Source organism: Paraflavitalea sp. (assembly GCF_059502485.1).
In genome coordinates this window covers 275,427-289,913 of sequence record NZ_JCACET010000010.1, presented here as the reverse complement: position 1 = coordinate 289,913, position 14,487 = coordinate 275,427, and the positions used below count along the sequence as shown (strand labels likewise).

The window sequence follows — 14,487 nt, the reverse complement described above, 5'->3', positions numbered from 1 at the left end:
AGTATGATGAGAATACAACGATTAGCCTGTAGTGCTGCTTTGTTTATGATGGGTAGTGCCGCACTTGCCCAGGGATCTTTCAACCAGTATTTCACGCCTGATAAAAAGTTTCTTCAGTTGCCCGTGAAGAACGGAGCGCCGAAGCGCAACCTCGAGATATGGGAGGATGGCGTCAAGGTACGGTTCTTCGATATGGAGCTGGCGGAAGGTGCACCCGACTGGTATGCTTATCTCGACATCAGCGAGTGGAAGGGTAAGTCTATCGAGCTGCGGGTGGATAAGCTCGCTAAGAATGCACAGGCTTTTCATCCTATTAAGCAGAGTGATCTCGACAGCAATGCAGGTAAGCCGTATGCTGAATCGTTGCGTGGGCAGTTTCACTTTTCGCCGAAACATGGCTGGACCAATGATCCCAATGGACTTGTTTATTACAAAGGACAATATCACCTCTTTTTCCAACACAATCCTTATGGCAGAGGCTGGGGCAATATGACCTGGGGCCATGCCGTGAGCAAGGACATGATCCATTGGAAAGAAGTGGGAGATGCTATTCACCCGGACGGTTATGGACCTATGTTCAGCGGCTCGGCGGTGGTAGATAGCGCCAATACCAGCGGGTTCGGCAAGCCCGGTGATCCGGCAATGGTAATGTTCTTTACCGGCGCCACCTGTTGGTGTCAGGGACTTGCCTGGACCAACGACGGTGTTCACTTCAATAAACTCGATCGTGCAGCTGTGCCACGCATCAACCGTGATAACCGGGATCCTAAAGTGTTTTGGTATGCGCCGGGCAAACATTGGGTGATGCTGTTTTGGGTTGAGCGGGAAGGCGGCGTGCATACACAGCAGTTCCTGCGCTCGGATAACCTGAAGGACTGGACGCCTACCAGCATTGTAAAAGGTGGTACGGGTGACGACCGGTATTTATTTGAATGTCCAGACTTCTTCGAGTTGCCGGTGGATGGCAACCCGGCTAATAAAAAGTGGGTGTTGTCGGCTGCGAATACTATGTATGCGATCGGTCGTTTCGATGGCACTACATTTACGCCCGAAGCTGAACGTTTGCAAGGGCAGTTTGGCCGGGATTATTATGCTGCGCAAACCATCAACAATGAACCAACGGGCCGTCGTATCGAGATCGGCTGGTGGCGCACGCATACTGATAAAGGAGCTATGACCTTCAACCAAAGCATGAGTATTCCCCAGGAGTTGAAACTGGTAACCACCCCTGAAGGCATTCGCATGGTGAGAATCCCCGTGAAGGAATTGGAAGTGTTGCGTGGTAAGAAGCTACTTACTGGCGCGCGTTCACTGGACGATAAAGCTGCCAATCCATTACAGGGTGTGCAGGAGCAGTTGTTGGAGATACAGGCAGTGGTAGAGATTGGTAAATCAAAGGAGCTTCACTTTAATCTCAATGGGCTGGACATTATGTACGATGTGGCAGCGCAGGAGATCAGTGCCGATGGTGTGAAGGCCAAACTGCCATTAGTGAAAGGAAGCCTTCAATTGACCATCTATGTTGACAGGATTGGTGTAGAGATCTTTGCGAATAACGGGCTCGTGTTTATGCCGGTCAATAAGAACCTTGAAGGCAAGGAGTTGTCGGTTACCGCAAAGGGTGGCAAGGCGCGTTTTACGCAATTGGATGTGTATGCCTTGAAATCGGCCTGGGAGTAACCTGAAAAATAGTTGTTATCGAAAGGCAGGCTGTCGTAAGACGGCCTGCTTTTTTGTTGACACTCCTTTCATTAGGCGCAACTGACTGTTCGTAGTCTGCATACTGCTATTAAAGTGTAAATCGTTTTTCATGGCGGTGGAATAGTACATTTAAGTAGTACCAAAACTACTCAAGCCATGAAAAAGTATTCGGTGGTGATCCTGATGATCACGTTGTCTACAATAACTGCCGGTTTTATTATTCATCCTTCAGATGATGTGGTCCCTTATCCTGAAGGATACCGCAAATGGGTACACATCAGAACGGGTCTGATCGGCCCTGCTCATCCCGGTTTTCAATTCAGCGGCGGTTTCCATCATATTTATGGGAACGACAAAGCGATGGAAGGCTATGTCTCCGGGAAATTCCCCGAAGGAGCTGTTCTTGTTTTTGATGTGATAGAGGCTAGTGAAAAAGATGGAAGTACTACGGAGGGGCAAAGGAGGCATGTGGATGTGATGGTTAAAGACAGTGCACGATATCGTAGTACCGGTGGGTGGGGGTACGAGGAGTTTAAAGGAAATAGTAAAACTGAACGCGTGCTCACAGAACCTGTACGGGCGCAATGCTTTAAATGCCACACTTCACAAAAGGATTTTGTGTTCAGCGAATGGAAGGAGCAGTAATGGCTTTTTAAACAAAGTAACTTCGGCCTGCTAAACAAAGTGGCCCAGCTCACGGCGTTCTAATTTTGTCTCAACAAAAACAAATTCAAATGAGACAAAGTAATTATCAGGGCGCCTTGCAACAACCGCTTGGTTCAGGTTTTAATGCCACTTCTACTACAGACGATGTAATTAAGGGTATCGACCTTTCGGGCAAAATAGCTATCGTGACCGGTGGCTATGCCGGTATTGGTTTAGAAACGGTACGTGTGCTGGCTGCTGCCGGGGCTACTGTGATCGTTCCTGCCAGGGATATTGAAAAAGCAAAGAAGAATATCAATGGTATTCCCAATGTTGAGCTGGAACAACTGGACCTGATGGATCCCGCTTCCATCGACAGGTTTGCTGCCAAATTCATTGTTTCGGGCAGACCGCTGCATTTACTAATTAATAATGCCGGTATTATGTGGGTGCCATTGCGCCGCGACCGTCGCGGGTATGAATCTCAACTGGCTACCAATCACCTCGGTCATTTCCAACTAACTGCCCGCTTGTGGCCGATGCTTACCATTGCGCATGGCGCCAGGGTGATCAATGTATCTTCTTTTGGGCATCAAATGGCTCCTTTCAACTTCGAAGATCCTCACTTCGAGCACCGGGACTATGAAACTTTACAAGGATATGGTCAATCTAAAACGGCCAACAACTTATTTACTGTTGAGCTCGATAATCGTGGTAAGGCGAGTGGCGTACGTGCGTTCTCCCTGCATCCGGGCTCTGTAAATGGTACAGACCTGGGAAGGGAAGCGCCGATGGAGTTGTTCAAACAAATGGGTACGCACGATGCAGATGGCAATATCAAACCTGAAGTGGCCAGGACGTTGAAAACTGTTTCGCAAGGAGCTGCGACAACCGTATGGTGTGCTACCAGCCCGCTGCTCGATGATATGGGTGGTGTGTATTGTGAGAATGCCGATGTGGCGGAACTGGATCTGGGGAATATCGAACATAAATATGATGATCCGGGTTCGCTGCGTGGTGTGCAACCTTACTCTTTGGATGAAAGCAATGCCAAACGTTTGTGGCAGCTGAGTGAAAAAATGACTGGCTTTGCTTTCCACGCAAATTGATGGTGATTTTTTGCTCCTGATGATTTAATTTCCGACCCAAATTGTAGTTGCTTATGCATACTGGCAAACGGTATTCGATCAAGGAGTTTATTATGTGGAGCCGCCGGGATATTTACAAGTGTTTTTTCCTGGCGTTGGGACCCACGATCATATTCTATTTGGGCTGGACTTTTATTGGGATGTCGTGGCTGCCGGTGGCGATGTTAGGTACGGCTGTAGCTTTCATTGTGGGGTTTAAGAACAATGCCAGCTACAACCGCTTGTGGGAGGCCCGGCAGATCTATGGGAGTATTATTAATGATAGCCGGAGTTTTGGTGTGAAGGCACGTGATTTCCTGGGAGGCAAAAAAGATCCGCAGACAAGGTTGCTGTTTGATCGGCATTTTGCATGGCTTACTTTCCTGCGTTATCAACTGCGTGAGCCACGCAAATGGGAGATCATGGATGAGGTGCGCTATAAGGAATACATGTCTCATGTATACACGATCCCTGAGCGTGATGAGCCGCTGGAAAAGGCTATCGATGGTTTTCTTTCTCCGGAGGAATTAACTTATATACTAGGCAAGAAGAATCGCGCTTCACAAATGCTGGCGTTGCAATCGCAGTCCATTAATCAATTGCACAAAGAAGGTGTCATTAATGACTTTCAGCAGATGCAATTGCAAAGAAGTGTTGAAGGTTTTTATGACCATCAGGGTAGGGCTGAGCGGATCAAGAACTTTCCCTATCCCCGCAACTTTGCTTCTATTACCAAGTACTTGCTTCATCTGTTCGTGATCCTGTTGCCATTTGGTTTATTGAAAGAGTTCAATACGCTGGGCGCCGGGACTTTTCTGGAAGGATGGACCATTTTTTTCAATATACCTTTTTGTACGATCGTAGGCTGGGCTTTCGTTACGCTTGATGCGGTAGGTGAGAGCTCCATCAATCCTTTCGAGGGCAGTGCCAATGACGTGCCCATTACGCAGATCAGCAAGATGATCGAGACAGACATGAAGGAAATGCTGGATGATCCGAATCTACCTGCGGCTATGACACCGGTGAATAATATTCTAATGTAGTTGTACAGAAAGAAATGTAAAAGGGGCAGATACATGGTGTATTTGCCCCTTTTTGTATTGTTACATATTGTTGTTATTGTACAACAACCAACTGCTGTTTTTGCTTTTGTGCAAGTGCCGGCGCCTTTTTCTTCTTTTTACTTTTCTTTCCCCACCATATGTAAAACCCTGTTATGGGGAGAGAAGCTGCAATAAGCCCCGTGAAGAAAACGAGTATACGTCCGGGCAATCCGGCAATACTGCCGGTATGTATGTCATAGGTCATGCGCGTTGCTTTTTCTCCGCCATTGGCATCTGCATACAACCCCATTGCCTTGGGTTGAAAGCGCTCTGCTGTATACTGGTTGAAATACAGATTGTCTGCTTTGGCGAATTTATTAGCTGCCTGGAGGTACATGGTCACCTGGTAGAAGCCGGTATCTGTTGCCGGTAAACGGAGTTGGTAGCGTTCATAACCGGGATAGGCTGCTCTTGCAGTTTCATGTATTTTATCAAGCACATTGGTAAGCTTATTGGCGGTGTCTGCCTTTTTGGAAACGAAGGCAGGTGCCTTGGGACGTGTCTTGCCGCCGCTGAACAGCCAATACTCGGCATTCATGACGCCCTCGAAACTCCAGGCAAGCCCTGTTGCAACAATAAATATCAGCACCCAGCTTGCATAGAAGCCTAATATATTATGCAGGTCATAGTTGAGCCGTTTTGGAGAAGCGCCCCATTTGATCTTGAAGCTGTTTTTGCGGGCTGCTTTGTTGCGTGGCCACCACAGGATAATACCGCTTATGACGATAATCGTGAAGATGATCATGCAGGTGGAAACAACTACATGGCCAATCTCCTGAGGCAACCACAGATACATGTGCCCTCTGAGTATAAAACGGAAGAACTCTGTATCCATGTCCTGCACCTTCAGCACTTCGCCTGTGTAAGGGTTCAGGAAAGCAGCCCAGTAATAATCATTTTTCTTGATGAAATGGACGATTACCGACTCCTCGCGGCTTCTGAACAGCATGCGCGTTGCCTTTTTATCAGGTAGCTGCCGGGCTGCTATTGCACGCAATTGTGATGCGGGCAGATAAGGCTTACTCTCATCTTTTACCGTGATGTAGGGCTGGGTGAGTTTGGATAGCTCTGGCTGAAAGCTATAGATAGCTCCTGTGAGCCCCATGATAAAAAACACCAGCCCGGATGCTAATCCGAGCCAGAGGTGGAACCATCCCACTATTTTTTTGAAGCGTTGCTTCTTAGAGTTTGAACGAGACACTGGTGACAAAGTTTGCTCTTTTTTGAGGTGTACCATTATTGTTCCAATAGCGCTCATCGGACAGGTTGTTTCCTTTCAACGATATCCTGAATTTAGGTGCATCGTAGAAAAGCGTTCCGCTCAGTAACGTGTAACCGGGAACTTTGAATAAGTTGGCTGCGTCAAACCAGGAGTCGCCTACGTAGTTGGCGCCGGCCCCAAAGCCCAATCCTTTTGCTTTTCCTTCAGGAAGGGTATAGCTTACCCAAATGTTGCCGATATTATTAGGGCTGAACGTAACGTTTTTGTCTTTTATCGCAGGGGCTGATTTGGTATATACGTTCTCGTTGTAACCATATCCGGCGATGACGGCCATGCCTTTTACCGGGCTGGCGATCACTTCTACTTCTATACCACGACTGCGTTGTGTGCCATCCTGGAAGGTGAAATTGGCGCCATTGATCAATTCTGTTCTTGTTGAATTGGTAACGTCGATATTATAATAACTGATGCTACCATTCAGTTTCGTATTGAACAGGTCGAACTTAACACCGCCTTCCCACTGGTTGCCGTATTGAGGTTTCAGTACAAGAATAGTATTGTCGGGCTGTGTCACGGGCGCCAGGTTGACAAACCCGTTCATGTAGTTTCCGAAGACGGAGATTTGATTTTTTATCAGCTGGTAAACAAGTCCCAGTTTAGGCGACACAGATGTTTGCTCATACGCGCCTGTATATATACCTGTTGCAGGAGCGTAAGTGCCTTTTGTAGAGAAGCGGTCAACGCGCAAGCTCAGCATTGCCATCAGCTCGGAGGTGATGTTTATCACGTCTGATGCGTAGATGCTGGCATTTTTAGAAACAGTGCTGGTGGCGGAAAAGCGGGTTGCTGAGGCTGCTTCGAGGGCTGGCAGGCTCATGACCCTGGTGGGAGAGCGGCGGATGTTGATGGTGTCGAAATTGACAGTTGCCCTGTAGAGATCATTCCAGTTGTGGTTATAATCTATACCGACCACCATGCGGTTGCGTATCCCGGCAATTTTGAAATCGCCAATAAAGTTCTGTTGTACCTCGATATTGCCAAAGGTTTCGGGAGTCTGGTTTCTTACCACGCGGGCATACATCGAATCGTTGATCATGTTCAGGGCGGTCCAGTACAGGTTTTTGTAGAAGCCTACAGAATACAGGTAGTTGGTTTGCGACTTCCACTGTTCGGATATCTTGTACTCTATCTGCGCCTGGATATTGTTGATGCCGTTATTTACATCGATGCTGTTGTTGATGTAAGATTTGTTGTAATCCAGTGGCAGGTCTTTGAAATTGCGCGCGGTGATGTTGTTCAGGTTGCCGAGGGCAAAGGATACCACGGTATAGTTGCCACGTGTAGCTTCTACATCGAGGGTAAACTTCAGGCGGTCATTGATCAGGTAAGTGAATGTTGGTGCGAAAGTATAGTTCTTATTGAATCCCTGGTCCTGGAAAGTACCTTCGGATTGTCCGGCAGCATTCACGCGCAGCAACATTGTTTTCTCCTTGTTGAGCGGAGTGTTGATGTCTGCAGTGATCCTGGCAAACTCATAGCTGCCTGCCGCGAAGCTGATCTCGCCGCCAAACTTTTCATAAGGACGCTTGGTTACATAGTTGTATACACCGCCGAAAGTTACGTTGCGGTTGCTGCCAAACAAGGTGCCTGACGGGCCTTTGATCGATTCCACTCTTTCGAGGATGGCAGGGTTGAGAGGTACGATAGCGCTTGTAGCCATACCGTTGCGCATGCCGATCGTCGTAGAAAAGCCGCGCATGCTTAAGCCCATAGAGCCACCGGCTGAAAAGTTGGGCACAGCCCCCGGGATATTGCGATACAGGTCTGTGCGCTCGATGATCACCTGCTCCTGCATCAACGGCCGGCCCACGACATTATATACCTGTGGGTTTTCGAGGTTGCGCAATTGCATGCGGGCAACGTATTCGCTGGATTTGAATACAAATTTGCTTTTGGAGTTGGTAACGATCACTTCCTGCAGCTGGCTGTTGGAGATGGTGATCTGGAGGTTGACAGCCGTTGTTTTGCCGTCTTCCACTGTTACTTTCTGGCGGAGGGTCTCATAACCAATGAGGGTTACTTCCAGTTCTTGTTCGCCGGCCGGCACTTTGGTGATGTTGAAATACCCTTCTTCATCACTCACTACGTTGCGGTCTGTTCCTATTACTGTTATGGAAACAAAAGGGGCGGCTTGGTTATCGCTTGTCGTCACCTTGCCTTTGACGGTGCCTGCGGGGGCATTGTTATTGAACGCTGAACATATTAACGGAAAAATAAATGAGATCAGGTACAGGACTTTCTTCATAACAGTGCGTGAAATTTCGCGCGAAATTGGCACTAAAGAGGCGTAATCGGGGTACGGATCGGGAAAAGCCATTTACCATATCCGGAAAAAGGCTGTCCAATTAAGGAATTTTTTATATATGAAGGTGGTTGGTGATGATCAGTTGAACGACTGGCGGTATTGCAAGGGAGTGAGGTTGGTTTTGTTTTTAAAGAGTTTATTGAAAGACTGCGGAAATTCAAAGCCCAACTGAAATGCGATCTCGCCTACGGTCATATTAGTACGGGTGAGCATTTCTTTGGCTTTCTCTATGACGTATTGATGAATATGTTGTTGTGTGTTTTGTCCTGTCAGGCTTTTCAGCAGGTCACTCAAATAACTGTCTGAGAAGTTTAGCTCGCTGGCTATGTAGGATACGGTGGGCAAACCTTGGGTCAGTAATTTATCATTATTGAAATAATCCGATAGTAAGGTTTCCAGCTTTTGCAGAACATCATTACTGACCGGTTTCCTGGTAATGAATTGACGGTTGTAAAACCGCTCGGAATAGCTTAACAAGAGGTCCAGGTGGGCGATTATCACATCTTCGCTGTAAGAATCGATATTGGTGTTGAGCTCCTGGTACAGCATTTTCATGACTGAAATTACCAGCTCTTCTTCTTTTTCGGAGAGGTGGAGTGCTTCATTGACCATGTAGCTGAAAAATCCATACCCTTTTATCTTTTGGCTTAGCGGATGCCGGCGGATAAAATCGGGATGGAATACGACACACCAACCGCTCGGCCTGTGCCCTTCAGAGATATTGCTCACTACTTGCCCGGGCGCGGTAAATATCATAACTCCCTCGTCGAAGTCGTAATAGCCCTGACCATACCGGATCTTGCCGGTCAGGTTTCTTTTAAGAGATATGCAATACATGTCGAGGATAAGGGTTTCCTTGCTGAGGTCGGCGTTGTGATGATTGATATCAGCGAAGTCGAAAGCACTGACAAGAGGGTGACGCGGTTTGGGGAGCGAAAGTATACGGTGTTGTTCCGAAATGGAATGGACGATATAAGGCGCCTCCTTTTTCATATATACAAAAATACTAAAACAGGCAGACTAAGTAATTAGCCGCCTGTTTTGAATGTTATTGATTCACAAACTGCATGCCTGCCTGATCATAGCGATCGCCTGTAATAGTACCTAATGGTAGTATGGATTCCAATTGGTCCATGTCGGCTTTGGTTAACTCAATGGCGGCGGCTGCTATGTTTTCTTCGAGATACTTTCTGCGCTTGGTGCCCGGTATAGGTACGAATCCTTTTGCCAATACCCAGGCTATGGCAAGCTGTGAAGTGGTGATCTGTTTTTCCGTAGCCAGCTTTTGCATGGCTGCCAGCAGGTCCAGGTTTTTATAGAATTGCGCTCCCTGGAAACGCGGCATGCTGCGCCGGAAGTCATCTGCAGGAAGATCGTCAGGGCTTTTCAGCTCACCGGTAATAAAGCCGCGCCCCAAAGGTGAATAAGCTACGAAACCGATTCCCAGTTCTTCAAGTGTTTGCAATATACCTGCTTCTTCTGCGGTACGTTCAAACAGGGAGTATTCCGTTTGTATGGCTGTAAGCGGATGGATGGCATGTGCACGCTTAATGGTTTCTGAAGATACTTCCGATAAACCTATATAGCGCACTTTTCCTTCTTTCACAAGTTGCGCCATTGCTTCTACAGTTTCTTCAATGGGCGTTTTGGGGTCTACACGATGCAGGTAATAGAGGTCTATATGATCTGTTGCCAGGTTTTTCAGAGAGCGTTCTGCTGCTTTTTTTACATAGGCTTTACTGCCATCGAATGCCCAGGTAAGTTGACCTGCATCATCGATCTCATAGCCAAACTTGGTGGCAATGATATAGTCGTTGCGTTTGCCTTTAATCGCTTTGGCAATCAGCTGTTCGTTTACCAGCGGACCATACAGGTCGGCAGTGTCGAGGAAATTGCCGCCCAGCTCTTGTGAACGGTGAATGGTGGCAATGGCTTCTGCTTCGTTTGGCTTACCATAAATATCAAAATGTGCCAGGCCTGTCATGCCCATGCAGCCCAGTCCAAGTTGAGGGACTACTAATCCCTGACTACCTAATTTTACTTGTTTAATACTACCCATGATCTTTGTTTTTCTACTGCAAAAGTAGACCGGCGCTGGCGGCCAGGTGTATCCATATTCCGGGTAGTTGTATCCAAAAGCCGGGAAGGTTAGTTCGTAGTCAACCGGATGTTACTTATATAGGAAGCCACTTCGCTTTGGTTGGCTTTCCAATAGATGTGATTGAACCTGAGATTGGATGGAATGTTGCAGTCGATGCACTTGCCACCGTAGAGCAACAGCCAGTCTTTTGATGCGAGCATCTCCTCATTGTTGATCAATATGCGGGTGGTACCATTATTAACCTGGAGGGTGACATGTATCTTATCTTTTTTGTTAGTAAAAGCTTTTAAGGGCGTTTTACCGACAGCGCCGGGATTGTGGTGCTCTTCGTTTACTTCGGGTGCTTTGCGTAGCTTGACCCGTATCTCGCCGGAGTAGTTGCTGGTATAATCTGCTTCGTTGCCTGCATTGAGGTTGATGTCGAGAGTGGCGTAGGGAGCAACGCTTTTTTCGTTACCGCTGGGATGTAGCTGGTTGGTGGTGAGGTATAATTGTACGCCTCCACCATAGCGTCCGCTGAAATCGGCCGTGACGACATCGAATTCGAGGGTAAAGTTTTGAGGCAACGGCCTTTTGATAAGCGTAGGATAGGTGTTGTTGCTATAGCCCAGCTTCAACCATTTGCCTGCGTGATTGGGTAAGGTAACCACTTGTTGATGGTCGCCTGTTCTTCTAAAATACCAGTTCACGGGTTCTGCTCCATCGGCTGCAGTGGAGAAATCATCCTGGAAATGTACATTGGTTGCCCATCCTTTTGTGTCGGCAACAGCGTTGATGCTCTTGTTATTCTTTTGACGGTAACTATCCAGTCTTGCTTTTAACTGGCTTTCGTTGGCCGGTGCGTAGGTCTTTCCTTTTATTTTCTCCGGATCAAAGAAGTAATTGTAGATGTAGTCATAGTTCAGGTTTTGAGTCATGGCTGTATACAATTCATAATCGGCATTCCCATCGTTTTTAGTGGCATAAGGAATGGCCACTGCCAGCCAGAGCGGTTGTGGACCTTTCATTTTTTCGAGCGTGGCTGCGTCAAACTTGTATATGGGGTAATAGTTGGCATTGGGCGCTCCTTTGAAAATATCCCAACTGCCGGCACTGAAGCTGCGCCAGGTTGGCTGCATATCTACCACTTGTGCGGGCTCATCCAAACTGCTTTTGTACTTTTCTTTCAGTTGGCGGATATTATCGCGGTAGCGGTCAATCTCTTTCCGGTTGTATTCAATAGCTGTACTTGCATTCTGTACATTGCCTTGCGCGCGTTGTATTTCCTCTTTCTTCATGGTTTCGAATACGCCATCCATGGCTGCAGCTGCTTTGTCCAACAGTTCGCCCCTTGTCACGGCTTTCATGGGCAATTGGTTGTTAGGTGCCAGGTAGATGGTGACCCACTCATTGACCCACGTGATATACTTTGATACATTGGGGTCAACTTTATTTTCTATAGCCTGTCTCTTCTTTTGCTCTGTTGAGTTGGGGGAATAACCATTCGGCTGCATAGCGATGAAGTGCTCACCACTTTTATTCAGGAAGTCAATGGACCAGGTGCCAAACACTTTGTTGGCTACGAAGTAGTAGGGAACGTTCTCTTCTGGTATTGGCCGGAAATGTTTTTGTTCGTCGAGGTAATCATAGCCTACATTCCAGGTCGTCAGGTTTAGTCCAAAACCATTGTCATTGACATACCGGATGTATTCGCCCAGACTGCCCACGGGTGTGTAGCTCCGGGTAACCCATTCCACCATTTTATCGACGTAAGCCAGTTTCTGTTTGCCGGCTGGCGTTGTTTGAGGCTTCAGGTAATGATCGTACTTCTTCTTCGGGTCCCAGCCGATCACACTATCCTGTATCCGTTGTTCTTTGGTAAGCTGGCCCCGGGTACAGAGAGCACCCAAAATTAAAAATGGCAACAGTACAATAGATTTCCTCCTCATAATGGAATGGGTTTTCTATTGTAAAAGTGTTGGAAAACATTGACGGCCTGCCTCCTCTAAAAACAGGATATTACTTCCCGTACATATAGTGAGGGTATTGCCACTGCATATTCTTTACAACCTTTATAGTGTCGACTTCCTGCGTAAGCCTGTTTAAGTTTTCCGGAAATCTGAAGGGGTCATCGGTATCTTTTTGCCACTGGAAAATAGCTTTGAGCAATCGTTCCTTTATAGCAGCGTATTGAGGATTGGCCGACAGGTCATTGAATTCCCAGGGATCATTTTCAAGATCGTACAACTGGATCTTGTTGGGATAAAGCCAGTCTTTATATATCCTTTTGGCTAAAGGTGATGCGGTTGTTTCAAGCTCTTGTAATGTTGGGCTGGCAGCTAATGGGGATGTAGGGACGGCAGATAAATAACGGTAGGCAACAATGTTTTTGGGAGTATCCAGCAGAGAATAGATAAGTTTATATTTTTTGTCCCGTACAGCCCTGCGGGGATAGTACAAGTCTACCTGGTCAACATTTTTTTCGGTATACAGGTATTGCCTGAACGGCTGGGCTGGTTTTTTAAACAAGGGCATAAGGCTTTTGCCAGGCAGTTCTTTGGCTGTGGGCAAACCTGCTACATCCAATAGGGTAGGCACAATATCGATGGTTGATATCAGCGCTTCGCTTACCACACTTTTATTGATCTTGCCGGGCCAGCTTACTAAAAAAGGTACTTTGTTGCTGGCTTCATAGATATCGAATTTGCCCCTGGCCATTTCATCGCCATGATCGGATAAATAGATAACAAGCGTATTGCGTTCTTTGCCGGAATGATTGAGGCTTTGCATCAATTCGCCCACACATTCATCGAGTCGTGCTATGCAATTATACATCGCTGTTGTATAAGCTCGTATGATCTTGTTATCATGGGCCAGGTAAGGCCAGGGCTTCACCTGTTCTTCTGTGATGAGCTGTCTTGGCCGGCCATTTATCTCGTTCACAAAAGGCCAATGAGCATCGGGGAAATTGACCATGAGAAAAAACGGTTCATCGCTCTCGCTCATGAACTTGCCGGCGTCTCCGGCATAACGTTCCAACTCTTTTCTTTCATAATTGGCGCTGGGAATAGAGCGATAGTCTATTGGGAATGCCGACGCAGGGTCTACATGCAGTTTACCGATCATGCCGGTTCGGTAGCCTGCTGCTTTTAGCCGGGAGTAGATTGTATTTACCGGCACTACATAGCGGAATCCAAATACTGTCAATCCGAAATGTCCGGTTTGGTGTGGATACATGCCCGAAAGGATGGAGCTGCGTGAAGGACTGCACACTGCCTGGGTTACATAGGCGTTCTTAAACCGGAAACCATTGCTGGCAATCTGATCGAGGTTAGGCGTTTTAATTACTTCATCGTCATAACAGGATAAATGCTGACCATGATCTTCAGACACAATGAGCAGGATATTGGGCCGCTCCGTTTTTTGCTGCCCACTGGCGGTATGTAGAAGCAGGCATATGAGTAACGTCAAAAAAACCTGTAGCCAATAAATTGTCCGTTTCATCCCCGAATTTACCCGGTGAACGGACGGGATTATGGTACTTTCTTTTTGAATGCTGGTACTATCTGCTGGTAGCAACCCGGCAGATGTTATTTTTTCCGGGGCTTATACTCCATGATCAGCTTATGGAAGAGAAACGAGTAAAGCAGGCAAACGAAAATAGAAGCCAGTATATCGGAGAGAAAATGATCGTTCACCATAATCCGCGAAACACTGATCAATGTCGGTATGATCAGTAACCATTTCCATCTGGGAAACAAGATGACTACTGGGAGAATAAAACCCCAGAAGTGGGCTGTGTGTCCGGAGGGAAAAGAGCTGCCGCCTACAAAAAACATATTGTTGACTTGCTGTGCATGTAACATTTCATCTGGTCGTGGTCGGCCAAAGAGATTCTTCAGCAGACCTGTGCTAAATCGGGAAAAGAAAAAAGTGAGACCAATGAAATAAAATGGTTTGGCTAAAAAGATGTTTGTTTTGAACAGATGTACCACCAGTCCAATGCCAACAAATACAAATGCAACCAGGTATTTTGAAATAGTAAACCCGCTTAGCTTTTCTGCGATCGAAGTGACCCCATGAAAAATTTCCTCATTGTCTGCGAAATGTTTATTGACACAGACTGCTAACGGCACATCGATAAACAATATGGAAAGGATTGTCAATAAAAAAAGTGCAGACAAGGCATAAAACGTTTTCCTTAAACTCATGTTTTTTGTCTTTAAATGATAAGTTACTATATA

Annotated in this window: 11 protein-coding genes; 4 read left to right on the top strand and 7 right to left on the bottom strand. The window is 46.8% G+C overall.

Annotated features, from left to right (window positions below):
- Positions 1-3 precede the first annotated feature (3 nt).
- The 4 genes from AC5JBY_RS18415 (at position 4) to AC5JBY_RS18400 (ending at position 4,516) form a co-directional block, all read left to right on the top strand.
- On the top strand, positions 4-1,680 hold the full coding sequence (locus AC5JBY_RS18415; RefSeq protein WP_495906103.1) for a glycoside hydrolase family 32 protein: 1,677 nt from the start codon (positions 4-6) through the stop codon (positions 1,678-1,680).
- A gap of 177 nt (positions 1,681-1,857) precedes the next feature.
- Positions 1,858-2,346: a cytochrome P460 family protein gene (locus AC5JBY_RS18410; RefSeq protein ID WP_495906102.1), complete on the top strand. Its 489-nt coding sequence runs from the start codon at positions 1,858-1,860 to the stop codon at positions 2,344-2,346.
- 89 nt (positions 2,347-2,435) lie between these two features.
- Positions 2,436-3,455 (top strand): SDR family NAD(P)-dependent oxidoreductase, encoded by a 1,020-nt coding sequence (locus tag AC5JBY_RS18405; protein WP_495906101.1) that lies wholly within the window; start codon positions 2,436-2,438, stop codon positions 3,453-3,455.
- Positions 3,456-3,508: 53 nt separating this feature from the next.
- Entirely contained in the window at positions 3,509-4,516 is a 1,008-nt protein-coding gene (locus AC5JBY_RS18400; protein ID WP_495906100.1) for a bestrophin family protein, read from the top strand.
- A 73-nt stretch (positions 4,517-4,589) separates the two neighbouring features.
- On the opposite strand, the gene AC5JBY_RS18395 is transcribed toward AC5JBY_RS18400, so the two are convergent.
- The 7 genes from AC5JBY_RS18395 to AC5JBY_RS18365 form a co-directional block, all read right to left on the bottom strand.
- A complete protein-coding gene (locus tag AC5JBY_RS18395; protein ID WP_495906099.1) occupies positions 4,590-5,777 on the bottom strand; it encodes a PepSY-associated TM helix domain-containing protein in 1,188 nt (395 codons plus the stop codon).
- The gene (locus AC5JBY_RS18390; protein WP_495906098.1) at positions 5,758-8,103 is read right to left on the bottom strand and encodes a TonB-dependent siderophore receptor; all 2,346 of its coding nucleotides are present in this window, start codon (positions 8,101-8,103) and stop codon (positions 5,758-5,760) included. Before AC5JBY_RS18390 ends, AC5JBY_RS18395 begins: the two co-directional genes overlap by 20 nt.
- A 138-nt stretch (positions 8,104-8,241) precedes the next feature.
- Positions 8,242-9,156 carry a helix-turn-helix domain-containing protein gene (locus AC5JBY_RS18385; RefSeq protein WP_495906097.1) on the bottom strand — a complete coding sequence of 305 codons (915 nt, stop codon included), beginning with the start codon at positions 9,154-9,156 and terminating at the stop codon, positions 8,242-8,244.
- Positions 9,157-9,211: 55 nt separating this feature from the next.
- Positions 9,212-10,222, bottom strand: a complete 1,011-nt coding sequence (locus tag AC5JBY_RS18380; RefSeq protein ID WP_495906096.1) for an aldo/keto reductase — start codon at positions 10,220-10,222, stop codon at positions 9,212-9,214.
- An 89-nt stretch (positions 10,223-10,311) separates the two neighbouring features.
- Positions 10,312-12,192, bottom strand: coding sequence for a hypothetical protein (locus AC5JBY_RS18375; protein ID WP_495906095.1), 1,881 nt, complete (start codon positions 12,190-12,192; stop codon positions 10,312-10,314).
- 70 nt (positions 12,193-12,262) lie between these two features.
- Positions 12,263-13,747, bottom strand: coding sequence for a sulfatase family protein (locus AC5JBY_RS18370; RefSeq protein WP_495906094.1), 1,485 nt, complete (start codon positions 13,745-13,747; stop codon positions 12,263-12,265).
- Between the two features lie 86 nt (positions 13,748-13,833).
- The gene (locus AC5JBY_RS18365) at positions 13,834-14,454 is read right to left on the bottom strand and encodes a phosphatase PAP2 family protein (protein ID WP_495906093.1); all 621 of its coding nucleotides are present in this window, start codon (positions 14,452-14,454) and stop codon (positions 13,834-13,836) included.
- Between the last annotated feature and the right edge of the window lie 33 nt (positions 14,455-14,487).